At 37.8% G+C, this 24,007-nt stretch carries 20 protein-coding genes; 8 read left to right on the top strand and 12 right to left on the bottom strand.

The genetic code is table 11. From position 1 onward, the window contains the following. Positions 1 to 396 precede the first annotated feature (396 nt). Positions 397 to 1,746, top strand: coding sequence for a class II 3-deoxy-7-phosphoheptulonate synthase (locus tag H5117_RS05515; protein WP_024596521.1), 1,350 nt, complete (start codon positions 397 to 399; stop codon positions 1,744 to 1,746). A gap of 63 nt (positions 1,747 to 1,809) precedes the next feature. On the opposite strand, the gene H5117_RS05510 is transcribed toward H5117_RS05515, so the two are convergent. Further along, on the bottom strand, positions 1,810 to 2,619 hold the full coding sequence (locus tag H5117_RS05510) for a pyruvate, water dikinase regulatory protein (RefSeq protein WP_007583184.1): 810 nt from the start codon (positions 2,617 to 2,619) through the stop codon (positions 1,810 to 1,812). A 157-nt stretch (positions 2,620 to 2,776) separates the two neighbouring features. Here H5117_RS05510 and ppsA point away from each other — a divergent pair, with 157 nt between their 5' ends. Beyond that, on the top strand, positions 2,777 to 5,152 hold the full coding sequence (ppsA, locus tag H5117_RS05505) for a phosphoenolpyruvate synthase (protein WP_007378803.1): 2,376 nt from the start codon (positions 2,777 to 2,779) through the stop codon (positions 5,150 to 5,152). A gap of 70 nt (positions 5,153 to 5,222) precedes the next feature. On the opposite strand, the gene H5117_RS05500 is transcribed toward ppsA, so the two are convergent. Further along, entirely contained in the window at positions 5,223 to 5,432 is a 210-nt protein-coding gene (locus H5117_RS05500; RefSeq protein ID WP_024596520.1) for a PGPGW domain-containing protein, read from the bottom strand. Positions 5,433 to 5,577: 145 nt separating this feature from the next. Between H5117_RS05500 and H5117_RS05495 the strand changes: the two genes are divergently transcribed. Next, the gene (locus H5117_RS05495; RefSeq protein ID WP_182736525.1) at positions 5,578 to 8,625 is read left to right on the top strand and encodes an FAD-binding and (Fe-S)-binding domain-containing protein; all 3,048 of its coding nucleotides are present in this window, start codon (positions 5,578 to 5,580) and stop codon (positions 8,623 to 8,625) included. 152 nt (positions 8,626 to 8,777) lie between these two features. On the opposite strand, the gene H5117_RS05490 is transcribed toward H5117_RS05495, so the two are convergent. After that, positions 8,778 to 9,971, bottom strand: coding sequence for a sodium:proton antiporter (locus tag H5117_RS05490; protein WP_182736512.1), 1,194 nt, complete (start codon positions 9,969 to 9,971; stop codon positions 8,778 to 8,780). Further along, positions 9,971 to 11,182 (bottom strand): tyrosine-type recombinase/integrase, encoded by a 1,212-nt coding sequence (locus H5117_RS05485; RefSeq protein WP_007583195.1) that lies wholly within the window; start codon positions 11,180 to 11,182, stop codon positions 9,971 to 9,973. The genes H5117_RS05490 and H5117_RS05485 overlap by 1 nt, the downstream gene beginning before the upstream one ends. Positions 11,183 to 11,331: 149 nt before the next feature. Here H5117_RS05485 and H5117_RS05480 point away from each other — a divergent pair, with 149 nt between their 5' ends. After that, a complete protein-coding gene (locus H5117_RS05480; protein WP_024596516.1) occupies positions 11,332 to 11,895 on the top strand; it encodes a YSC84-related protein in 564 nt (187 codons plus the stop codon). Positions 11,896 to 12,018: 123 nt separating this feature from the next. Here the strand turns inward: H5117_RS05480 and H5117_RS05475 are convergent, their stop codons facing one another. The 5 genes from H5117_RS05475 to H5117_RS05455 form a co-directional block, all read right to left on the bottom strand. Next, entirely contained in the window at positions 12,019 to 12,960 is a 942-nt protein-coding gene (locus H5117_RS05475; RefSeq protein WP_182736501.1) for an STM4504/CBY_0614 family protein, read from the bottom strand. A 26-nt stretch (positions 12,961 to 12,986) separates the two neighbouring features. Beyond that, positions 12,987 to 14,030 carry a patatin-like phospholipase family protein gene (locus tag H5117_RS05470; RefSeq protein WP_182736497.1) on the bottom strand — a complete coding sequence of 348 codons (1,044 nt, stop codon included), beginning with the start codon at positions 14,028 to 14,030 and terminating at the stop codon, positions 12,987 to 12,989. Between the two features lie 126 nt (positions 14,031 to 14,156). After that, positions 14,157 to 15,563: a sodium:alanine symporter family protein gene (locus H5117_RS05465; protein ID WP_007377576.1), complete on the bottom strand. Its 1,407-nt coding sequence runs from the start codon at positions 15,561 to 15,563 to the stop codon at positions 14,157 to 14,159. Between the two features lie 121 nt (positions 15,564 to 15,684). Then, positions 15,685 to 16,596, bottom strand: coding sequence for a citrulline utilization hydrolase CtlX (gene ctlX, locus H5117_RS05460; RefSeq protein WP_182736493.1), 912 nt, complete (start codon positions 16,594 to 16,596; stop codon positions 15,685 to 15,687). Next, a complete protein-coding gene (locus H5117_RS05455; RefSeq protein WP_182736491.1) occupies positions 16,593 to 17,666 on the bottom strand; it encodes an ornithine cyclodeaminase in 1,074 nt (357 codons plus the stop codon). The genes ctlX and H5117_RS05455 overlap by 4 nt, the downstream gene beginning before the upstream one ends. A gap of 171 nt (positions 17,667 to 17,837) precedes the next feature. Here H5117_RS05455 and H5117_RS05450 point away from each other — a divergent pair, with 171 nt between their 5' ends. Further along, a complete protein-coding gene (locus tag H5117_RS05450) occupies positions 17,838 to 18,269 on the top strand; it encodes an Lrp/AsnC family transcriptional regulator (RefSeq protein WP_182694871.1) in 432 nt (143 codons plus the stop codon). Between the two features lie 200 nt (positions 18,270 to 18,469). Here the strand turns inward: H5117_RS05450 and H5117_RS05445 are convergent, their stop codons facing one another. From H5117_RS05445 to H5117_RS05435, 3 genes are all read right to left on the bottom strand, one after another. After that, a complete protein-coding gene (locus tag H5117_RS05445) occupies positions 18,470 to 19,483 on the bottom strand; it encodes a patatin family protein (protein WP_024609084.1) in 1,014 nt (337 codons plus the stop codon). A 283-nt stretch (positions 19,484 to 19,766) separates the two neighbouring features. Then, positions 19,767 to 20,756 carry an LLM class flavin-dependent oxidoreductase gene (locus H5117_RS05440; RefSeq protein WP_182736489.1) on the bottom strand — a complete coding sequence of 330 codons (990 nt, stop codon included), beginning with the start codon at positions 20,754 to 20,756 and terminating at the stop codon, positions 19,767 to 19,769. A gap of 141 nt (positions 20,757 to 20,897) precedes the next feature. Beyond that, complete coding sequence (locus tag H5117_RS05435) at positions 20,898 to 21,641, bottom strand: siderophore-interacting protein (protein ID WP_182672349.1); 744 nt, start codon at positions 21,639 to 21,641, stop codon at positions 20,898 to 20,900. A gap of 203 nt (positions 21,642 to 21,844) precedes the next feature. Between H5117_RS05435 and H5117_RS05430 the strand changes: the two genes are divergently transcribed. The 3 genes from H5117_RS05430 to H5117_RS05420 all read left to right on the top strand — a co-directional run bounded on the left by H5117_RS05430 (position 21,845) and on the right by H5117_RS05420 (position 24,006). Continuing rightward, a complete protein-coding gene (locus H5117_RS05430; RefSeq protein ID WP_182712376.1) occupies positions 21,845 to 22,264 on the top strand; it encodes a MarR family winged helix-turn-helix transcriptional regulator in 420 nt (139 codons plus the stop codon). Positions 22,265 to 22,345: 81 nt separating this feature from the next. Then, the gene (locus tag H5117_RS05425) at positions 22,346 to 22,759 is read left to right on the top strand and encodes a S24 family peptidase (protein ID WP_004334808.1); all 414 of its coding nucleotides are present in this window, start codon (positions 22,346 to 22,348) and stop codon (positions 22,757 to 22,759) included. After that, entirely contained in the window at positions 22,747 to 24,006 is a 1,260-nt protein-coding gene (locus tag H5117_RS05420) for a Y-family DNA polymerase (RefSeq protein WP_024598178.1), read from the top strand. The genes H5117_RS05425 and H5117_RS05420 overlap by 13 nt, the downstream gene beginning before the upstream one ends. Position 24,007: the final 1 nt, after the last annotated feature.

The following is a 24,007-nucleotide window of genomic DNA, read 5'->3' as shown; positions in this document are numbered from 1 at the left end:
AAATGAGCAACACAAAATCCCATATCATATATTTAGGCCTGCACATAGTCCCTGTTAGTTAATAATTAATTTAGCGCGTAAAGTTAAGATTACATTTGATGCAATTTAAGTATGATGTGTTCTTAAGTAAAATACATATAATATACCCTTGTGCTTTATTTATTCTCAATGTGTTAAAATTGAAACTAATTAACTCTAATTGTATGTTTTTAATCACTTTAGTTTATTTGAAATAAAACTAAAGTGATTGTTATATAACCACCTGAGTTAAGTAAAATTACTTTTATACTTAACTCATAACTAAATAATTGGAAAATAGTGAATTTAGTCCTTGAACATAGGGGTCTGCATACGTTAATTTCTTCTTATCAGGTAATGTAGGAATGAGGAAAAATTATGTCATCGTGGAACCCAAATAGCTGGAGAGAGCTGCCAATACTGCAGCAGCCACAGTACCCAGATCAAGAAATACTTAAATCAGTTGAAGGCCAATTAAAAACGGCTCCGCCTCTAGTTTTTGCAGAAGAAACACGAAGCCTATTCAAACAACTTGAAGACGTGTGCGAAGGTCGTGCATTTTTACTTCAAGGTGGTGACTGTGCCGAGTCGTTTAGCGATTTTAATGCCGCTAATATTCGCGATACATTCAAAACAATTTTACAAATGGCTGTTGTATTAACTTATGGCGGTAAATGCCCTGTAGTTAAAATAGCGCGTATGGCTGGTCAATACGCTAAACCTCGTTCAGCAGACTTAGAAACAATTAATGGCGTGTCTTTACCATCTTACCGTGGCGACATCATTAATAATATTGAGTTTACAGAAGAAGCGCGCATTCCAGACCCACAACGTTTAATGACTGCATACCATCATAGTGCTGCTACGTTAAACTTATTACGTGCATTTGCACAAGGTGGCCTAGCCGATCTTCATCAGGTTAACCGCTGGAACATGGGCTTTGTTGCTGCAAATCCACTTAAAGAAAAATACCAACAACTTGCAGATAAAATTCAAGACGCACTAGAGTTTATGGAAGTGTGCGGAATTAACTCTACAATTGCGCCAAGCTTAAAAGAAACCGATTTATACACTTCTCACGAAGCTTTACTACTTGGTTACGAAGAGGCACTAACACGTCGCGACCATTTATCGGGTGATTGGTACGATTGTTCTGCTCACTTTGTTTGGATTGGTGAACGTACACGCCAACTAGACCACGCACATATTGAGTTCTTTAAAGGCATTAAAAACCCAATTGGTGTTAAAGTTGGCCCAGGTATGGACCCAGACGACCTAATTCGTTTAATTGACGCATTAAACCCAGATAACATTCCTGGTCGTTTAACGCTAATTACACGTATGGGTGCAGACGTACTGCCAGAAAAACTCCCAGCACTAGTACGAAGAGTTCAACAAGAAGGCCGTAAAGTAATTTGGAGTTCTGATCCAATGCACGGTAATACTGAAAAAGCGACTTCAGGTTACAAAACGCGTAACTTCGATAATATCATGCGCGAGATCAGTCAATTCTTCGCTGTACACAAAGCTGAAGGTTCATACGCAGGTGGTGTTCACCTAGAAATGACAGGTCAGCACGTAACAGAATGTACAGGCGGTGCTTACGGTTTATCTGACGATGACTTAGCACAGCGTTACAAAACACAGTGTGATCCACGCCTTAACGCCGACCAAGTATTAGAGTTAGGCTTTTTAGTAGCTGATTTACTAAAAGACGCACGTAAATAATATTTATTGATACAAAAAAAACCGCTTAGTTGCGGTTTTTTTATTTCAAATTTGATGAGTAAGTCAGTACTTACGTCGCTCCAAGTCTGTTTCTATCAGTATTTTTGCAGAAATCTCTTCAACAGAATGATGCGTAGAATTAAAGTAAGCTATTTTGTGACGCTTATACAACATTTCTACTTCGCGCACCTCAATACGGCACTGTTTAATTGAAGCATACTTAGAGTTAGCCATACGTCGATGCCTTATAGCCGCAAGCCTCTCAGGGTCAATCGTCAGTCCAAATAACTTATGTTTATAAGGGACTAAACATTTAGGCAAACCTTCATTATCTAAATCTTCTTCTGTAATAGGGTAGTTAGCCGCTTTAATGCCGTACTGCAGTGCTAAGTATAAGCTTGTCGGTGTTTTACCACTTCTGCTAACGCCAATTAAAATGATGTCTGCTTCGGAAAAGTTTTTAATATTTCCACCATCATCATTCATAAGAGCATAGTTAACCGCATCAATTCTAAAATCATAACTTTTTTCGTGGATAGAATGCGTACGATGCATTTTTGGAACAGGGGCTACATTGAGCTCTTTTTCTATTTTTTCGCTATACGTAGTTAAAAAATCATACGTAACTGCATCAGCCGATTTTATAATTTCACTTAAATTGTGATTTACAAAAGTAAAAAACACGAAAGGCTTTTCACCTGTTTTTGCAGCGGTTGCATTAATTAAAGCTTTAATTTCGTGCGCTTTTTCTTCAGTTTCTACAAATGGAATTGTTTTATGATTAAAATCGATAGGAAACAACGACAAAGTCGCATGCCCAAATACCTCTGAAGTAATTGCTGTTCCATCTGATATATAAAAAGCAGTTCTCATAATTAACCTTTTTATTGCGTTTAAATCCCTAAAATGGGTTTCCCACGGTTTACGTGAGGACTGTTGCCAGTGTAGAATGATGACGACCTTTATAAAAGGTTTTCTTTCTTAACTCTCACAGTTAGACCTACAATTTGTTTTTTTTGGAGAAAGATCCGTGCAAGAATACGTTCTCTGGTATCAAGAGCTTGGTATGCAAGATGTTCCTCGAGTTGGCGGTAAAAACGCGTCACTTGGCGAAATGATTTCAAACCTCGCAAACGCTGGTGTACAAGTACCGGGTGGTTTTGCAACTACCGCAGATGCTTTTAATGAGTTTCTAGATCAATCAGGACTCACCGCCAAAATTCATGACATCCTAGATACACTTGATGTTGATGATGTAAATACACTCGCTAAAGTCGGTGCCGATATCCGCCAATGGATAATCGACACACCATTCCAACCAAACCTAGATCAAGCCATTCGCGACGCATATAGCCAACTCCATGGCGATACTGCAGCAGATGTTTCATTTGCAGTACGTTCATCAGCTACCGCTGAAGATATGCCAGATGCATCATTCGCAGGCCAACAAGAAACTTTCCTTAACGTTGTCGGTATCGATTCAGTCATGGTCGCTATTAAACACGTATTTGCTTCATTATTTAATGACCGCGCAATCTCATATCGTGTTCACCAAGGTTACGATCACCGTGGTGTAGCGTTATCAGCAGGTATACAGCGCATGGTACGTTCAGATAAATCAGCATCTGGCGTAATGTTTAGTATTGATACAGAGTCTGGTTTTGAAGACGTTGTATTTATTACATCAAGCTACGGCTTAGGTGAAATGGTTGTACAGGGCGCGGTTAACCCTGATGAATTTTATGTTCATAAACCAACACTCCTTAAAAACAAACCTTCAGTAGTACGTCGTAATATTGGTTCTAAAGCCATACAAATGATTTACTCAGAAGATAAAGCACATGGTAAGCAAGTAGACATCGTTGATGTTGACCCTGAGCTTTCTAATAAATTTTCGATTACAGATGAAGAAGTGCAAGATCTTGCCAAACAAGCTGTAATCATTGAAAAACATTACGGTCGTCCCATGGACATCGAATGGGCAAAAGACGGAAACGACGGCAAACTATATATAGTTCAAGCACGTCCAGAAACTGTCCGCTCAAACGAAGACTCAAACGTAATGGAACGTTTTCAATTAAATGGCACAAGTAATGTACTTGTTGAAGGCCGTGCAATTGGTCACAAAATTGGTAGCGGTGTTGTACGTGTTCTTGATTCAATTAAAGAAATGGACCAGGTACAAGTAGGCGACATTTTAGTAACCGATATGACCGACCCTGATTGGGAACCAATCATGAAACGTGCAGCAGCGATTGTTACAAATCGTGGTGGCCGTACGTGTCACGCGGCAATAATTGCACGCGAACTTGGTATTCCAGCAGTTGTTGGTTGTGGTAATGCAACTGATTTAATTAAAGCGGGACAAGAAGTAACAGTATCGTGCGCCGAAGGCGATACCGGCTTTATTTACGAAGGTATTTTAGATTTTGAAATACTAACGTCACGCGTTGATAAAATGCCAGAACTACCAATGAAGGTAATGATGAACGTGGGTAACCCCGATCGCGCCTTTGACTTTGCACGCTTACCGCATGCAGGTGTTGGCCTTGCGCGAGTTGAATTTATTATCAACCGTATGATTGGCGTTCACCCTAAAGCGTTATTAAATTTTGATGCGCAAACCGATGCATTAAAAGCAGAAATTACTGACATGATTGCCGGTTACGAATCACCGGTAGAGTTTTACATAACAAAACTGGTTGAAGGTATTTCAACGCTTGGTTGTGCTTTTGCACCGGAGCGTGTAATTGTGCGTATGTCTGATTTTAAATCAAACGAATACGCAAACCTAGTTGGCGGCCAGCAATACGAGCCAGAAGAAGAAAACCCAATGATTGGTTTTCGTGGCGCCGCACGTTATATCTCTGAAGACTTCCGCGATTGTTTTGCATTAGAATGTGAAGCTATAAAACGCGTAAGAAACGACATGGATATGGCAAACATTGAAATCATGATCCCATTCGTACGTACCCTTGAAGAAGGTAAACGCGTAATTGAATTACTAGAAGAGCATGGCCTTAAACGGGGTGAAAATGGTCTTAAAGTAATCATGATGTGTGAGCTGCCTTCAAATGCATTACTTGCTGATGAATTTTTAGAAATGTTTGATGGTTTTTCTATCGGCTCTAACGATTTAACACAGTTAACGCTTGGTCTTGATCGTGATTCAGGTTTAATCGCACATTTATTTGATGAGCGTAACCCAGCAATTAAAAAACTACTTTCTATGGCAATTAAAACAGCTAAAGAAAAAGGCAAGTACGTAGGTATTTGTGGTCAAGGTCCTTCAGATCACGAAGACTTTGCAGCATGGTTAGTAGAGCAGGGCATTGACTCTGTTTCACTCAATCCAGACACAGTAATAGAAACATGGTTATACCTAGCTAAAAAATTAGCAAAGTAATAAATAGGTAAGCTATAAAAAATGCCAGCAATGTATTGCTGGTATTTTTTTATATCCAATTAAAAGTAAGTTAACGGGCTAATTTTTTATCTAAATAAGCGCATGATTTAGTTAACGCCTTTTGACAAAGTGATAAGTAATGTCGCGCTTTAGGGTAGTAAAACGAAAAACACAATAAACCCGCCATAAAAAATATAAGTGAAGGTCCTGGTACAACCGCAAAAAATAGCCCTAGCAAAATAAATAGCACGCCACTGATCTGTAATAGTAATTTTTTCATATAACACACCTCATTACTCGTTAACTTGAGTATAATTTAAGCTGCATTAAAATCGACTAAAAGAGTGTTACAAACTGTAAAATCTTCAATTTCTATTCGCCATCACCATGATATAATTAGTCAAATGCCCTAAAATATCGCCGTCATGATAGCAACAATTACACAGCAAGATGCCGCGACAGAACTTGTCGCAAATTACCTAAATACCATTGCAAGCCAAGGTTTTAGTGGAGATACCGATGCAAGTTATGCAACGCGTATTACTGCTTCAACCGATAACAGTGTATATCAGGAAATACCCCAAGGTGTTATTTTTCCAAAAAATGAAAAAGATATTCAACTCGCACTGCAAACTGCATCTCGCGACCCATTTTTATCATTAACTTTTGGCCCTCGTGGTGGCGGAACAGGTACTAATGGTCAATCGTTAACACCAGGTATTGTTGTAGATTTGTCTCGCTATATGCGCGAAATCCTCGAAATAAATGTAGAAGAAGGCTGGGTACGCGTTCAAACCGGCGTAATAAAAGATCAACTTAATGACTTTTTAAAACCTTATGGTTTTTTCTTCTCGCCCGATTTATCTACCAGTAACAGGGCAACTATTGGTGGCATGATAAGTACTGACGCCTCTGGGCAAGGTTCGTTAGTTTACGGAAAAACAAGCGATCATGTTTTAGGGCTTACAACTTATTTAGTCGATGGTACACCTATGTGTACTTCACCAATAGACATCGACAAAGCAAAAATTATAGCCGAGCAAGACTCTCTAATTGGTAGTTTATATAAAACAGTTTTAGATATTTCAGTTAATGAACGCGCAGCTATTTTAGCTAAGTTTCCACGGTTAAATAGGTTTTTAACCGGCTACGACCTAGAGCATGTGCTAAGTGATGACTTACTTACTTTTGACATGAGCCGACTAATAACAGGTTCAGAAGGCTCATTGGGTATAGTAACTGAAGCTAAATTAAACCTAACGCCTATTGCCGAATTCAAAACGCTTATTAATATTAAGTATGATAGTTTTGACTCAGCACTTCGTCATTCACCGTTTTTAGTTGATGCACGCGCAACATCGGTAGAAACCGTAGATAGCAAAGTTTTAAACTTAGCGCGTGAAGACATCATTTGGAATTTAGTATCGGACTTAATAACCGACGTACCAAATAAAGATATGCAAGGCCTTAACATGGTCGAGTTTAATGCAGTATCAAACGATGATATAAAAGACAAAGTAGACACACTTTGTAAGCTTCTAGATGAATGCGTAGCAAATCAAACTAATGGCGTTATTGGTTATCAGTTAACCAGTGATAAAAGCGATATACTAAAAATTTACGCAATGCGTAAAAAGTCAGTGGGTTTATTAGGAAATGTAAAAGGTAGCCAAAAACCGCTCGCCTTTGCAGAAGATACCGCTGTACCCCCTGAAAATTTAGCAGATTATATTGTCGAATTTAGAGCATTACTCGACAGCCATAATTTACAATATGGTATGTTTGGCCATGTTGATGCAGGCGTTTTACACGTACGCCCAGCACTTGATATGTGCGACCCAGAACAAGAAAAACTACTTAGAACTATTTCAGATCAGGTAGTAAAACTAACCGCTAAGTACGGCGGTTTAATGTGGGGCGAACACGGTAAAGGTTACCGAAGTGAATATAGTCCTGAGTTTTTTGGTGAGCATTTATATACGCAACTTCGTAAAATAAAAACAGCTTTCGATCCTAACAACCGCATCAACCCTGGTAAAATATGTACCCCTATCGATAGTGAAGACTCACTAGTTAGTGTTGATGGACAAAAGAGATCGCACTTCGATAAGCAAATATCAATAGAAGTTAAAACCAGTTTTAACAATGCAATGACCTGTAATGGTAATGGCATATGCTTTAATTACGATGAAAATTCACCTATGTGTCCATCGTATAAAGTAACTGGCGATCGTCGTAATTCACCAAAAGGACGCGCAAGTTTAATGCGCGAATGGCTTCGTTTACAAGAGTCAAAAAATGTAGATTTACTCGAAGTAGAAAAGCAGCTTAACAAAGGTGAAGTAATCACCTGGTGGGAACGTTTCGTTCACAGCCGCGAAAAACGAAAAGGTATTTACGACTTTTCTCACGAAGTAAAAGCGTCAATGGATGAATGTTTAGCATGTAAAGCATGTACAACTGCTTGCCCTATTAAAGTAGATGTTCCTACTTTTCGTTCGCGCTTTTTAAATTATTATCATAGTTATTATGCGCGTCCGCTAAAAGATTACCTTGTTGGTAACATAGAAAGCAGCGCGCCATTAATGGCAAAGTTTGCAAAAGTTATAAACCCAATTGTTAAGACATCATTAGTAAGCAATGTTATTAAAAAAACAGTTGGCTATGTTGATACACCACAGTTAAGTATTCCTGCACTTTCAAAGCGTATTACTAAAACACAAAAATTTGATTTTGATTTATTAAATAAATTAAATGCAGAGCAACAAAGTGAATATGTATTAATAGTACAAGACCCATTTACGAGCTTTTACGAAGCCGAACTAGTAGAAAGTTTTATTACTTTAATAACCCAACTTGGCAAAAAACCAATGCTATTACCTTTTAAACCAAATGGTAAACCGCAACACGTAAAAGGCTTTTTGCATGAATTTAAAGTTACAGCTAAAAATGCAGCTGAGTTTTTAAATAAATTAAATGATATTAATGCACCGTTAGTCGGTTTAGATGCGTCACTCGTTATGTGTTACCGCGATGAATATAATACAATTTTAGAAAATAACCGTGGTGAATTTAATGTGCAACTTGCATATGAGTGGTTAGAAACACAATCGTTTAAATCACTACGCGCAAAGCAAAATACAGATACCGAATTTACATTACTGAGTCACTGTACTGAAACAACTGCACTGCCAAAAGCGGCAAATGTTTGGCAAACAATTTTCAGTGATATTGGTTTAACATTAAAAACAACAAATACAGGTTGTTGTGGAATGGCGGGAACTTATGGCCATGAAGCACAAAATCAAGATAACTCACGTGCGCTTTACGAAATGAGCTGGAAACCAATTGTAGATAAAAATAAACCTGAGCAACTTTTATCTACGGGATTTTCTTGTCGTAGCCAAGTTAAACGTTTTGAACAATTTAAACCAAAACACCCAATTGAATTACTAGCACAGGTTCTTAAATAACTTTATAAAATAAGAGTACTTAAATAGATTTATTAAATTAGTTCTTAAGCAAAAAAGGCGTAACAATTAACTTCATCAATAATGAAAGTAATCGTTATGCCTTTTTTAAATCTATTATTTTAATTATCTAATTTAAATAACTGTTTTAAAAACTACTTTTTAGCAAAACTATCAGCAATAGGTTTAGTGCTAATACCATGTATAAATACACTAAACAGAATAGTCGTCATTGCTATTGTCGCTATTTGATATTTGTTTTCTATTTGCGTATCAATCACCATCAATGTAAAAACAATCGATGCTAAACCTCTTGGTCCAAACCACGCAAATGTAAAACGCTCTTTAATATTCAATGCCGTAAACTGCAGAGACAACATAACTGGAATTATTCTAATTAATGTTGTACTTAACAAAGCGTAAATTATAATTTCGGTATTTAATTTCGGAATAACTAAGTAAGCACAAACAAACCCAAACAAGCACCAAATCATTAGCGATGTGAAATCTGCGATGTGTTCTGAGTCTTCAATTAATTCTGTTCTTACTTCTTCAGTCGAAAATTTATCAAATAATAAACCTGCAATAAACACCGCAATAAATCCACTGCCATGAAAATACTGAGTGACAGAAAACACAGCCATGGCAAAACCGAGTAATAAAAATGGACTGGTATTTTGTGCAAAGTAATGACGTTTCATTGCAAAGTTTAAACTCGGTATAAAAACAACAATGCTCGTAATGGCTATTAATAAAGCCAAGCCAAGCTCTCGGCCAAACACACTTAATGTTTGTGTTGCAGTAATAGCTGAATCAGGATTTTTAGCGAGTAATATAAATATTAAAAATATAGGTACGCATAGTCCATCGTTCAAACCACTTTCAGTATTTATTCCTTCGCGTATTTTTTCAGGCACTTGTGTACTTGCTAGTAACCCTTTACTTAAAGCTGCATCGGTAGGTGTTAAAATAATAGCGAGCAACGCTGCTTGAATAAGTGAAAGCTCAGCAAAGAAAAATAAAGCAACAGCAATACCAAGTAACAAAGTTAAGGGTAGGGCAACAAACAACAGTAAACTAGGATACTGAAAACTATGCCTTAATACACTCAACTTTGATTTAGCTGCATCAGAAAATAAAAAAATACTTAGCGTAAGCTCTATAAATGGTAATAAAAGATCAACGCCTTCTTTTATTTTATCCCCTTCGTTGGGTAGCATTGAAGCTAAACATATTCCGCCAACAACAAAAAACATTGGGCCTGTTACTTCTGTTTTTTCTAACTGGCGAAGTGTTAAAGAATAAATTAAAAATAATCCGCCTATGAATGCTATTACTAAATACTCCATTAAATTTTCCTTTTAAGTCCTGACTTTGCTCGCTCTTTAATATTTGTTTGAATATAAATTTGATCGGTAGTCGCAATTTTAGAATGACCTAAATCTTCTGATAAATGTTTGAGCGGTCTGGTTTGCGCATCATGAGTTGCACCAGTATGGCGAAGCCAATGCGCAGTTGCAGCGCCAAGTTGTTCAGCATCATCTTTAAAACCATCATCGAGTAATGATTGCTGTGCATAATCAAAACTTTGTTGAACTAAACGCCTAATTTGCCTTACGGTCATACCACCTTGCCCGCGAATTTTATGAACCAAAGGATCTGATTCATCAACACGGGGAAGGGCAGGTAAACCTCTGTATAGTCTATAACGTTTTAAATATTCAACAAAATCATCGCTTAAGGTTACATCTCGTAATTTATTACCTTTACCCATTATACGTAAAAACCAAAAGCCATCATTATCTTGCCAAAAATGAGACATCACCGGCGACCATTGTGGGCGCTCAGATAATTCTGAAATTCGTAAATAAAGACCTTTTAAGCAGGCAAGCGTAAATAAGTTTCGCTCTAAATCAGGGTTATGTTCGCATAAATCACGCGTTACACCAAAAACGTATTCCCATTGAATATCGCTTAATGTGTCTGGAATTTGAATTTGTGATTGAACAACTAAGTACGGACTATTTTTTTTAACAACAGGGACAAAGTTTGCGAATGTTTTTTCTTCTAGTAAGGCAAACTTATAAAATACATTTAGAGCAGTAAACATAGACGATAAAGTTTGCTGACTAGCAATGGATTCTTTAAGCATAAAAGGGCGCCAATTTTGGTTTAATCGACGAATTCCTTGTTCATCTTTATAACGCCATTGCACTGAAGTTGCAGCCCATGCTTTATCGGGTTCAACCATAAAATCAACGTAAGCTTCAATATCTTCACGTTTTAAATCAAATACTGATTTTTCTGCTATTAACCACGACCATAAATAAAAGCGTTCAAGCTCATTTCGAAAACGACTATAAGTGGCTTCTGACTTTCGGCCATAAACATATAAAAACTGATACAAGAATGTCAGATCAGCTTTTGATTCAGTTACAGTCAAGCCAATTTCCTGTATAAAGGATGCAAGTTCTGGGTATTCTGAATTGAGAGTACCGTCATCTAGATGGGCAATTTGATATCTTAATTGTTTTAACGTATCAACCAAAGCAACAAGCATAATGTATAAATATTCAATTAAATAATAGACTTACAGAATAACGTTAAAGTCCGATACTGTCTAGTATTGGATATAGTAAAGCTCTAATTATTTTAATACCGTGATTATTCTATGGTTGTTGGTTGCTATATCTTATTAAGGAAAACATTATGAAAAAACTAATTATACTAAGCATACTTGCTTTAACTGTTGCGTTAACTGGGTGTGCTACTACAGGTAGCGCATCACCAAGCGAAAAACGTTCACTTGTACAAAGTATGAAAACAAATACATTAGATAAATTATACGCTGAAAAACCTGATGTTAAAAAACAAATTGCTAATTCGGCTGGTTACGCTGTTTTTGATAACGCGAACGTAAATGTTGTTTTAGCCAGTTTTGGTGGCGGTTACGGCGTAGTTAAAAATAACCTTACAGGTAAATCGACTTACATGAATATGGGTGAAGCCGGTTTAGGGCTTGGTTTAGGTGTAAAAGATTTTAACGTTGTAATGGTTTTTCATAACCAAGCTGCATTAAATAGATTTATTGAACATGGTTGGGCTTTTGGCGGAAACGCTGATGCAGCAGCTAAATACGAAGATAAAGGCGGTGCACTGGTTGCCGAAGCGATTGCAGATCAAGTGACTGTATATTCTGTAACCGAAAATGGCCTTGCACTACAAGCTGTATTAAAAGGTACTAAGTTTTGGGTTGATTCAGAGCTTAATTAACCACCAAATTACTCTCCTAAAAGCGGGCTGGTTTGTATAATCACGCTCGCTTTATTAAAACCCATGTAATTTAACATAACGTAATTTATGGGTTGTCACTCATTTTGTTTGATGAAACCATATTTATCTATTAGCTAGTTCTTTTTCTGAGTTTATTAAGAGTATAATGGCAGCTCCAGTCAGATTTAGCATGTACGAAACTATATATTCTGGAACTTTTATTATTTCTTCTCCTTGACCATGCCCACTTAATTTGTTCCTACCTGTTGGTACACCACTTTCTAGTGTACTTCTTAATGAGGTAAATTGTTGCTGCCAAAACTCAGGTATTAAATTATTTTTGAAGCATATATTAATCAAGTGACTAGCATTCGGCGATTTCCCATAGTCCCAACTATGTTTATCACATATTGTTTTCATTGTACTCTCTAAAGATTTTAAACAGTTGTTTAGAGCTTCTTTATTTTCATTATGTCTATAGTGTTCATATGCTTTTAAAAATTCATCTTGAGCACCGCCGTAGTTTTTATCATTCAATAACTTTAAAACTGGCTTTATTGTATTTGTATGTAAAAATTCAGAATCTACTTTTATTATATGCCCATCAATAAACTGGAAGCCAATTCCATTTTCCTTAAATCTTGAATTTAAAAGTACTATAGCTTCATCAGCTTCTTTACTTGGATCAGTTTTTCCTAAGTAAGTATTTTCTCTTGTTATCGTGTCTATAAGTGTAAAAGTTAATTCAATGATATCTATTATTTTTTCTTCATCATCTAATGCCAGTAAATATTTACATAATTCATGATAATAATGAATTCCACTGCTTCGCTGTATATTAGGAAATAAATCAAATACTCCATATTCTTCACATAAGATATCATAAATATATTTATAGCATCCAGGAACTTGGGATCCATATTGTTCATAATTATTTTGATTACCTAAGACTCGATTCCAAATATGAATAATTTGAACTAACAATTTATTTGGTATATTTTCGTAACTATAAACGTCGTTTATTTCTTCTCTAAATTGCTTTTGTCGTTTCGAATATAAATTCATATTTTAACTTCCCTATAATATTATTCTTATACCATTATTGTCATTTTCTTCGCTTGAATTAATATCTCTTCAAACGCTTCGGCTAACTTTTCCGTCTCACTAAAAACAGTATTCCAATATTTAATACGTGTATCTGCATCAAGATCGGTAAAGTCGTTTCTGTCTGGGATTTTTCCGTACGGTAAGCTTGCTACAAATTCTTTTGATGGGGTGATCATCACCACGTTATCGTAATTAAGTGGTGATACTTTACGTTTTAAATTTTTATCGAACCACCCTGCTTTTGGCTCACTATTAAAATGCGGATATAAAATTAAGCCTGGGTTATTAATTTTTAAATCAAAGTGGTAATCAATTATTCCGCCATCGCGATATATTCCTTGCGGCGAGCCTTCAATATTTTTTATGCCTTGCATAACAAGTGGTATTGAACCCGATGCAAGTAACGCGTCTTTTAAATTATTTTGAGTAAGCGCTATGCTTTGCGTTTTAAAATTGTAGGTGTCGGTAATTGATAAGTCACTTGTTGCTGGGCAAAATATAAAGCGCTCATACTGTGAGCCTAATAATTTTCGGTTAACGCGGTTTAACATATAACTTTTTGACAAGCCCATAAGTTGTATAAGTTTATTTTCGCTGGCAATAAAGCCATTCGATTTTGCTACTATAAAGTGCGCTTTAAATATTGGGTTATTTATAATTTCGGTTACGCCGTTATCGCCAAAAACATCTTCAAGTAATGCGCGCGCTTTTATTGTGATTTCACTTGGTGTAGGTTTATTACTTGAATATCGCGTTTGCGAATACGATTTTGCTAAGCGCTCAATCGCAGCAACAGGATCGTTTTGTGCAAAACACGCAGAGCGAAAAGCGCCAGCAGATGAGCCAATTAAATTAAGTGGTTGGGTACGGCTTTTAAAAAATTCACCAAAAATATATTTATCTAAGCCAAATAATGTAAACCATTTAGGACCGCCACTTGCACCTAAAAAAGAGGTAAAAAGTTCAGGTTTAAAGCCCTGTTCGTTAATAATTTTAGCCGCTGTTTTCCCTGCGTGAATCTCGATCATCTAAAAAATTGTGCCTTTATTTTGGTTGCTATAGTTTTCTTACAATACTGAAAGTGAATATTTATGCAAATCAAAAAGCGACTTTATGTTGCCATAAAACCGCTTTTTATAGTTAAGTGTGCTGAATTAGTCCCAAATGCCGTCTTCGCATTTACCCTGTACTTTTACATCTTTTACTTTAAATTCGGGCTCTAAACCTTTGTCTCTTTGTGCGTGGTAATCGCTCGTAACAGACAAAATAGTCGGCGTTAACAGTATAATAGCGATAACGTTAACCACTGTCATTAACCCTAAGGCAATATCGGCTAAATCCCAGACTTCTTTTAATGTGGCCGATGCGCCCCACAACATCATTGATAAATAAAGCAAAGTGTAAATGCCGCGCCCTACTTTGTTGTCGAGCTTAAATAAGTGCAAGTTGCTCTCTGCATAGGCGTAGTTTGCCACTACCGATGTAAAAGCAAATAAGGTTATAGCGGCTGCTACAAAGTAAACACCACCTTGTGCTAAATGAGCGGTCATCGCGCTTTGTGTTAAACGAATGCCTTCCATTTCACCGCTTATGTCTATATCGGCTAATAAAATGATCACCGCGGTACAGCTACACAGTACTATTGTATCGAAAAATACGCCTAGCATTTGTATGTAACCTTGCGTTACAGGGTGATTAGGTATTGGGCTGGCACTTGCTGAAGCATGCGGCACACTACCTGCACCGGCCTCATTAGAATATAAACCACGTTGAATACCGTTTTTAATGGCAGCGCCCATTGCACCGGCGCCTGCTTCTTGTAAACCAAACGCTGATAAAAATATATCTTTAAGCATGGCGGGTACTTGCGTGAAATTTATAATCGTAATAATTACCGCAGCAAGTACAAACACAATGCCCATTATTGGCACAACACGCTCTGCAAACCGGGCAATTGCTTTAAAGCCACCGAGTATAATTGAGCCGGCTAGCACGGTAATAACCAGGCCTGAATAAAATGTAGGAACTTCAAACGCGTAATTAAGTGCGTCGGTAATTGTGTTCGTTTGCATTGCGCTAAACGTAAAGCCGTAACCTAAAAACAAACACGCAGCAAACACAATTGCAAACGCCCGGCTACCCAAACCTTGTTGAATATAATACGCAGGGCCCCCTCTAAACTCGCCGCCACTATCGCGCACTTTATATACTTGCCCAAGTACACTTTCGGCAAAGCCTGTAGCCATACCCAATATGGCTATTACCCACATCCAAAATATAGCGCCGCTGCCGCCAAGTGAAATTGCAACCGCCACACCGGCTAAATTACCGGTACCTACCCGTGCACAAAGTCCTGTACACAACGCTTGAAATGATGAAATGTCGTCTTTTTTACATTTGCTACTGCCTTTTAAAAGGCTAAACATATGTTTAAATTTAAGTATTTGAATTGCTTTTAGTCGTACTGAAAACCATACCCCCGTAAACAAGAGTATATAAATAAGTACCTGGCCTTCTCCCCACAAAAGGTTGTTTACGCTTTTGACGACGGTATCGAACATTGCTAATTCCTTCTTATATTTTTTATATTAATACCCTTTTTTGGGTATAACGGCATTTGCTTACGACATCGACTAAAAATTTAATGCAAATAAGGCAGCTAAGCTGCCTTAAAACTATACATTATTTATTTTGCAAATGAACTCCTGCAATCATGCACCTAACTGAGCCACCAGCCGACTCAATAGTAGGTATTGGTAATGGCACAAGCTTAGCCGTTTTTTGTATAACTGTTATTTGTGCCGGTGTAAGTGCATTAAACGCAGTTTGCGATAAGGCTAAAATACGACCATTTTTACCTTGTAGCTCAATAGCATTGCCACAAAAGTTATTAATTTGATCGAGTGATAAATCAATTACTTCGTGGTGGCTTTGTAAAAAATGAGTAACTAGCGCTTTACGCTCCTCACTTGGCACCATGTTTAAGCCAACCATTACAAACTCAGTTGCAACGCACATTAATACATTAGTGTGATATACCGCTGTACCTTTTTCATCATATGCATTAAATATAACGGGTTTTAATGCGAGCAAATTACAAACTGTATTAACAACCGATTGAGTTGTTCTTTTAGATTTTGCTGCATAAGCCAGTTTATATTGATGATCGAGAACCAGTGAGCCCGTGCCTTCTAGGAATGAATTTTCTTTCGCTAAATACGCATAATCAGTCACAACCGTCACTTTATAGTGATCCGTTAAAAAATCAATAATATCTTTTCGATATTCTAACCTTCTGTTTTCTACAAACATTGGGTAGATTATTAATTCCCCACTTTGATGAGTAGAAAACCAATTATTTGGAAACACAGAGTCGGGAGTCTGTGTTTGCTCATCTTCAAAAAGGTGAACTTTTACCCCTTCATTTTTTAATAATTTTACTACATTTGTGACTTCGCTATATGCTTGTTCACTTTGATTTGGTGCTAAGCATTCACTTTGAAATGCATTGTCGAGCATTGTTTGTGGGTTAGACGTAAAGTGATGCGGACGTACCATAACAACCGCACTCGGAGCTTGATTTACGTGGCTCATGCTACGTGCTCTTGTGCTGATGTTTGCTCTGTATTAAGTACCGAAAACAAGTTCCGCGGATCGGCTTGCTGTGTAATTAAATCGAGCAATGTAAATTCACCGCTTTTAATAAGTTGATCGCGTATAAATACAAGCGCTGTAAAGTCTTCGCTCGCAAAGCCTACACCATCAAAAATAGTTAATTCGTCTTGGCTAGTACGGCCAAGCGATTGCTTATTAACGACTTTATGAAACTCAGTTACAACAAAGCTTTCACTCATTTGTTGTATTTCGCCCTCTATTCGAGTTTGTGGCTCGTACTCTACAAATACATTAGCGCGCTCGAGTAATTTAGCATCTAACTCTGTTTTACCTGGGCAATCGCCACCTATGGCATTAATGTGCACACCTTGTGGGATCATGTCGTTTGTTAAAATTGTAGCATTGGTTTTATCGGCAGTGCAGGTTGTAATAACGTGCGCACCTTGCACAGCTTCCTGTGCGCTATTACAAATAGTTACGTTTAACCCGTAAGCATTTAAATTAGTAAATGCTTTTTTAGACGCGTTTGCATCTATATCGTATAAACGAATATGTGTTATGCCCAATACAGCTTTAAATGCCAGTGCCTGAAACTCAGACTGTGCCCCATTACCAATTAATGTAAGTGTTGTTGAGTTTTTTGGTGCTAAATACTTAGCCACCAGCGCCGATGTAGCCGCTGTACGTAGCGCTGTTAGTAGGCACATTTCGCTGATCATTACCGGATAACCACTATCTACATCGGCTAAAATACCAAATGCAGCGACTGTTTGAAGTTCTCGAAAGGTGTTTTTTGGGTGACCGTTTACATATTTACAGCTGAACATCTGGCCATCACTCACAGGCATTAGCTCTATTACACCCTCTGGTGAGTGTGCTGCATAGCGAGGTGATTTATCAAACTCTTTCCAACGGGCAAAGTCGGTTTCTAATTTATGTGTTAGCTCTAACAAAACGTTTTCGATACCTAAGCTATTTATAAGCTTAGCCATTGCCTGAACGCTAACAAACGGAACGCCTTGTTTTGGCTGTGCTATAAAATGACTCATGTTGAAACCTCTTAAATAAATGTATTAGTTAATTTAAAACAAGTTTAGCGAGGCCGCATGCTATTTAATATGGCAATTAGTTATACAAATTTTATTAATTTTTATCACTTTGCTATGCAGGTATATACAAATTGTGTATTTTAGTAGGCCATGCTCTAAAAGGTTTGATTTATGACTCCTTATATTTACGATTCCCTTGATAACGCTTTAATAGCTGAATTACGAAAAGACGGCCGCGCTTCGGTTTCAGCTTTAGCCGGTTCTTTAAATGTATCACGCGGGACAGTTCAAAATAGGTTAGACAGATTAGTTAGCTCAGGCGCAATATTAGGGTTTACTGTACGCGTTCACGAACACATAGAAACAGAAGCTGTGCGCGCAATTATGATGATAGAAGTCGTTGGTAAATCTACCTCACAAGTAATTAAAACAATGCGCGGAATACCCGAGCTTATAAAATTACACACCACCAATGGTGCATGGGATTTAGTTGCAGAACTACAAGCTGGAAATTTAAGTGAGTTTGATGGAGTGCTAAGGCAAGTACGCGAAATTGACGGTATTTTAAATAGTGAAACAAGCATATTACTTTCATCAACTTAAGTTATTTTTAATATTTAAAAGAATACTTAAATGACACCCATTTATAATGTTTTAAGTATTCACAAGGCACTTCCAATTAGAATCTAGGGGTTAATAAATGTACAAATTCGGGTGGGTGTCATTTAAATAAAAGGCATTTAAATGAATAATACTGCAACTTTAAGTCGCAGTATTATTCATGATTTAGGTATCCGATTGGCTTAATTGTAACGATACTCGCTTTGTGAGTAATTATGCGTATTGCTGATCTCAAATTGGCTTTGCTGCGCTAAATAAGATCGACCTGCAGCTAAGCCTAATTTATGATCAAAACGTAAATCGTTATTTGAACTACCTAATAATTTGCTATGCAGTTTTTCGTCTGCAAAAATTTGTATTATTTCCACATCACTTGGTGGATTTGCAATAAACTCAAGCTCATCTAAATACGCTTTTTCGTGCTGTATCAAGTAGTCCAATGTTTTTGGACAATAGCCTGATGCTATAGCAAATGTTCTTAGCTTTTGTACCCATGCAGATTGCGCTTGAAAATTAGCGTCAACCGTTCTTATTACAACAATTTTACGAGCACCTCGGTTGTAAGCCTCACGCACAGGGAGTGGAGCGGCTAAACCGCCGTCTAGATAAAAATCGCTCTGTGCTTGTTCTTCAACAAGATGTGTTTCATTCGCTGCTTTTGCGTTTAACCAAGGTGTTAACTTTACACCTTGTTTGTATAAAAACGGAAGTGCGCTAGAAGCCTTTAACAAATCACGCCATTGACCGCTATCACCTGTAGGCGATAAGTAATAAGCTTTTCTGTCTCGTGCATTTGTGGCTGTTATAAGTAGTTCACGCTCACCTAAACTAGTTTTCGCTGTTTTGAAATCTATAGCTCTGTTTACTTCAGTGGTTTTGTCAAAGTACCAATCTAGATCAACTATATGCTTACCCACTAATCCGCGACCAAGCTGAAAAAAACGCTTATTACGCGAAAGTCCTCTAATCAGGCGTTTAGCGTAGCCTTTTTGACGCGCTAAGTAGCTAGTTAAGTTTTGTGAACCCGCTGAAGTACCAATGAATAAATCAAAAGGGTCATAGCTTTGCTCTAACCACGCATCAAGTACGCCAGCTGTGAATATCCCTCGCTGCCCGCCACCTTCAGCAATCAGAGCAACTTTTGGCTGCGCTGTTTTGTTAACTGAATTAGCTGTTGCGGTGTTTAGAGAGTTCACGGTGTACCTGCCTTTAATTTTATGATGTCTGGTTTAATAGCTACATTATAAAAAACAAAAGTGATATCTTAAAATTGATTGTTTAAATCAGTTCAATTGAAAAAACAGAACGGTATATAAAGCAAAATATGTACTAAAAATAGAAATCAAATTTACTTTGAATATTTAAATAACAAATACAGACATCACTTAAAGTTAATAAAATGAGTTAAAAAAGTTTAACTTTTGATGATGTCTGTATATTAACAAGCCCAGAGTGTACGCTTGCTTAACTAACTATATTTTAGTGTTTTATTTCCATTAAAATTTCGAGTGCACGGTGGCGTTTTTCACTATCAAACACATCATTCGTAAATATAAACTCATCAACTTCTAGCTGTTTAGCTATCATCTCTAACTTGTGTTTAATACTTACATGTCCGCCTACTACGCTTAGGCTTAAAAAGTTCTCTACATGAGCGCGCTCTTGTTCGCTCCATAACCCGTCCATGCTTTCAACAGGTGGTTTTAGCCACAGCTCATTACCGCGTATAAGTTCGAGTACACGTTGCTTAGAAGTAGTCGACAAGTATTGCGCTTCATCGTCGGTATCTGCAGCCACTAAAGGCAGTGCAAGCATTACGTATGGCTTATCAAGTACGCTTGATGCTTTAAATTCGCGCTTATACAACGCTATTGCATCGTGCACAAAGCGCGGTGCAAAATGCCCTGCAAATACATACGGTAACCCTTTTTGCGCCGCTAGTTGCGCGCTAAATAAACTCGAGCCTAATAACCAAATCGGAACGTTTGTGTCCTCCCCCGGTATAGCACGTATAGGATTCGTACCATTGTAAGGACCTAACAATGTTTGCAGTTCAGTTACCTCACCTGGGAAATTTTCTGCGCGGCTCATATCGTTGTTTAATGCACGACTCGTTACAGGATCGCTACCTGGGGCACGCCCTAGCCCTAAATCTATTCGCCCTGGATATAAGCTCTCTAATGTACCAAATTGTTCAGCAACAACTAATGGGGAGTGGTTAGGCAGCATAATACCGCCCGACCCAACGCGTATCTTTTTGGTATTACCTGCAATGTGACCAACCAAAATTGAAGTGGCCGCACAAATTATACCTGGCATATTATGATGCTCAGCAAGCCAAAAACGGTTAAAGCCAAGCTCATCTGCACGTTGAGCGTATTTAGTACTTTTATGAAGAGTGTTAGTTACGCTGTCCCCTTTGATCATGGGGGCAAGTTCTAATAACGAAAAAGGAATGGAATTTAACAAAATAGCAGCTCCTAAAAATGCATGCTAACAATGTATTACATCATTAGCATAAAACACTTAAATGGGTCTGCTATTAGGTCAATTCAAGTTACGCAGTGGTATTAGAGCAAAATAGGTATATGTTATTTTGCTCTAAGGTATTCAAGCAAGCTGTGCATCACGTTGGCGCAGCTTTTTATAGCCTTCTGAATCCACGCCTTTTTTCCAATACCCTGAGGAAACAATATTACCGCGTGGTATATTAAATTGCTCTGTTAGCAGTGCTTTTGCTTTACGAACAAGCCCAGCTTCCAATGCCATAAATACAATAGGAGGCTCTGCTGTAATGTGCAAATTTTGAAGCGCGCTAAGTAGCGCTTCGTCAGCATTGTCGGTAACAAGCCAATTAACATCGCGGCTTGTTTCTAAATCAATAATGTCTTTTTCGGTGGGTACATGTACAAAGGCATCAATTTTTGAAAATAAAGGTAATTGCTGTATATACCCCTTTATTGCATTTACCGAAGTTAAATCCCCTAGCAACACATAATGCGAATGCCCATAATTATCTAGCTTTTTAGGGCCTGGGCCTGCAATACCTACCTCATCACCTACTTTTGCAATTTTAGCCCAGTCAGTTGCCGGACCTTGGTGCATATTTATAACAAAATCAAGTGTTAACGCGCCTGTTTGTGCATCTACATGCCTTATTGTGTAAGATCGCATACACGCTGTTTTTAAGTTAAAATCTACTTCACCATTTTTTGGGATCAGTACTTTTACATAGTTACCAATGTGCTGTGAGGTTAAGTCGTTAAAATCATCAGAGCCTACAACAATGCGTTGTAGGTGTGGTGTGATTTGCTGCGTACTTAATATGTTAGCTTTGCGAATTTGTTTACCCATGCATTACCTCGTTTTACAAAACTTGGACTTTAATACCAACTTGCATAATCTTTGATCAATTTAACAAATTAAATAGACCCCATATATAAGCAGATTGGTATAATAATTGTCTGCTATAAAAGCAGACATTGCACAACGCCCCATTGGTTGATAAAATCAACTATAACAAATTGATTGACTTTGTCAACTACATTGAGAGTTTTATGAATACACCTTTATCAAATACGCTATTTGAATTGATGCAAAATTACCGCGTCACAATTCGTGAAGCAATTAACGCAGGCGAACTTGGTATTAATGCTATGCACGTACGCTGCATACATATTATTGCGAACGTAAATAACTGTACGGCTAACGATATTGTTACTAAAACGCAGCGCGACAAAGCGCAAATAGCACGTTTAATTAAAGATCTTATTGGCTTAAATTTAATAAATAAACAGGCAAGTGAGCACGATAAGCGCTGCTTTATTTTGTCGCTCACAGAGCAAGGTAAAGTTCTTTTTGATAAGTTATTAGCCTCAGAGCAGAAAATAAATAATCAAATGTGTAAAAACTTAAACCCTCAGAAAATCAAAGACTTTTTAGATATCGCACAGCAAATGATCAAAAATATGGATTGATCGGTTATACATTTCTTGGCATAACTTACACAAAACGCATATACTGTACACTTATACAGTATATGCGTTTTAGGTTGTGTTATGTTTGTCATTCCCATTTATATAGAAGCAGGCGTGTGTGGTTTTGAATCGCCCGCAGCGCAGTACACCGAGCTAGGTGTAACCCTTGATGAGCTTTTAATAAAGCACCCAAATGCTACCTTTATTGGCCTAGCATCGGGTAACTCTATGCAAGAAGTCGGAATTTTTGAAGGGGACTTATTAGTTATTGACCGTGCAGAGCCTGCAGAGAATGGTGACGTTATTGTTGCTAACTTAAATGGTCTTTTTGTATGCAAGCTGCTTGATAAAACCAATGCGCGGCTGCTTTCAGCTTCTTCTTTACATAAGCCTGTACAACTCACCTCTGCAGACGAGTTTCAGCTCGAAGGCGTAGTAACGCTATCAATAAGAATGCACAGGCAAAGCCCAGAGTTACTAAAATGTATGCCTTAGTTGATGCTGTGTCGTTTTATGCCAGCGCCGAAAAAGTATTTGACCCTGCTATTCGATCCAAACCCGTGGTTGTACTTACCAATAACGATGGCTGTGTATGCGCTATTTGCCCTATTGCTCGGCGCTTAAATATTCCTAAATTTGGCCCGTACTTTAAAGTTAAGCATTTACTTGAACAAAACAACGTTGTTATTCGCTCTAGTAATTACGAGCTTTATGCTGATTTAAGCGACAAAATGATGAATATCATCGCTCGCTTTTGCGATACACAGCACATATACAGTATTGATGAATCGTTTTTGCACTTTGATGGCTACACATCATTAATTAAAGACTGGCATGAATACGGTCATACAATAAGGCGCACAGTATGGCGCGAAACAAAGCTTCCTGTAGGTGTAGGTTTTGGCCCGACCCCTACTTTAGCAAAAGCCGCTAACCATGCCGCTAAAAAGCTCAGTGGTTTTAATGGTGTTGCAGTAATAAATAGCGAACAAACTCGCCAAGCTATTTTACAAAGAATGAGCTGCGAAGATGTGTGGGGGATAGGCCGCCGGCTAGCTAAAAAACTTAAAATAATGAATATACACACCGCCTGGGATCTTGCTCAGCAAAACCCTAGAGCAATGCGCCGTGCATTTAGTGTGGTTGTTGAACGCACAGTAAGCGAGCTTAACGGGATAACATGTTTAAACTGGGATGATGTACGACAAGATAAGCGGGAGATTTATTCAACCCGTAGTTTTGGAGAGCGCATATGTGAGCCAACAGCACTTAAAACAGCGCTAATTAACCATGTAACCACAGTGGCTAATAAATTAAGAGCGCAACACTCGCTCACTCACCAGCTTTATATTTTTGCAGCCAGTGGCGCGCACGAAAATAGATATTATAAAAAGTCTTTTGTGTATAAGTTCCCCTCACCCACTAACGACACCTGCGTGATGGCTAATGCTGTATCTGAGGTATTTAATAAGATTTACCAACCCGGTATACGGTTTTATAAATGTGGTGTGGGTGCGGTAGAGCTAATATCAGAACAGTTTCAGCAAAATGACTTATTTAATAAAAGCCCTGATAATCCAAAACTTATGCAATGCTTAGACACAATTAACAATCGATACGGAAAAGGAATGCTAAGCCTTGCAAGTAGTAAATTAAATGACCGGTGGCACATGAACCGTGATTTTTTGTCGCCGCAGTACACTACGCGTTGGCGCGATATCCCTAAAATATACTGCGAATGAT

The sequence above is a fragment of the Pseudoalteromonas sp. SG45-1 genome, assembly GCF_014164135.1.
GTDB classification, from domain to species: domain Bacteria; phylum Pseudomonadota; class Gammaproteobacteria; order Enterobacterales; family Alteromonadaceae; genus Pseudoalteromonas; species Pseudoalteromonas distincta.
This window is presented reverse-complemented; position numbering and strand designations above follow the sequence as displayed.

What these genes read in the sequence shown, in the direction of transcription:
- H5117_RS05515 (WP_024596521.1), top strand. Translation starts at nt 397, where the DNA reads ATGTCATCGTGGAACCCAAATAGCTGGAGAGAGCTGCCAATACTGCAG.
- H5117_RS05510 (WP_007583184.1), bottom strand. Translation starts at nt 2,619, where the DNA reads ATGAGAACTGCTTTTTATATATCAGATGGAACAGCAATTACTTCAGAG.
- H5117_RS05500 (WP_024596520.1), bottom strand. Translation starts at nt 5,432, where the DNA reads ATGAAAAAATTACTATTACAGATCAGTGGCGTGCTATTTATTTTGCTA.
- H5117_RS05495 (WP_182736525.1), top strand. Translation starts at nt 5,578, where the DNA reads ATGATAGCAACAATTACACAGCAAGATGCCGCGACAGAACTTGTCGCA.
- H5117_RS05490 (WP_182736512.1), bottom strand. Translation starts at nt 9,971, where the DNA reads ATGGAGTATTTAGTAATAGCATTCATAGGCGGATTATTTTTAATTTAT.
- H5117_RS05485 (WP_007583195.1), bottom strand. Translation starts at nt 11,182, where the DNA reads ATGCTTGTTGCTTTGGTTGATACGTTAAAACAATTAAGATATCAAATT.
- H5117_RS05480 (WP_024596516.1), top strand. Translation starts at nt 11,332, where the DNA reads ATGAAAAAACTAATTATACTAAGCATACTTGCTTTAACTGTTGCGTTA.
- H5117_RS05475 (WP_182736501.1), bottom strand. Translation starts at nt 12,960, where the DNA reads ATGAATTTATATTCGAAACGACAAAAGCAATTTAGAGAAGAAATAAAC.
- H5117_RS05470 (WP_182736497.1), bottom strand. Translation starts at nt 14,030, where the DNA reads ATGATCGAGATTCACGCAGGGAAAACAGCGGCTAAAATTATTAACGAA.
- H5117_RS05465 (WP_007377576.1), bottom strand. Translation starts at nt 15,563, where the DNA reads ATGTTCGATACCGTCGTCAAAAGCGTAAACAACCTTTTGTGGGGAGAA.
- ctlX (WP_182736493.1), bottom strand. Translation starts at nt 16,596, where the DNA reads ATGAGCCACGTAAATCAAGCTCCGAGTGCGGTTGTTATGGTACGTCCG.
- H5117_RS05455 (WP_182736491.1), bottom strand. Translation starts at nt 17,666, where the DNA reads ATGAGTCATTTTATAGCACAGCCAAAACAAGGCGTTCCGTTTGTTAGC.
- H5117_RS05450 (WP_182694871.1), top strand. Translation starts at nt 17,838, where the DNA reads ATGACTCCTTATATTTACGATTCCCTTGATAACGCTTTAATAGCTGAA.
- H5117_RS05435 (WP_182672349.1), bottom strand. Translation starts at nt 21,641, where the DNA reads ATGGGTAAACAAATTCGCAAAGCTAACATATTAAGTACGCAGCAAATC.
- H5117_RS05430 (WP_182712376.1), top strand. Translation starts at nt 21,845, where the DNA reads ATGAATACACCTTTATCAAATACGCTATTTGAATTGATGCAAAATTAC.
- H5117_RS05425 (WP_004334808.1), top strand. Translation starts at nt 22,346, where the DNA reads ATGTTTGTCATTCCCATTTATATAGAAGCAGGCGTGTGTGGTTTTGAA.
- H5117_RS05420 (WP_024598178.1), top strand. Translation starts at nt 22,747, where the DNA reads ATGTATGCCTTAGTTGATGCTGTGTCGTTTTATGCCAGCGCCGAAAAA.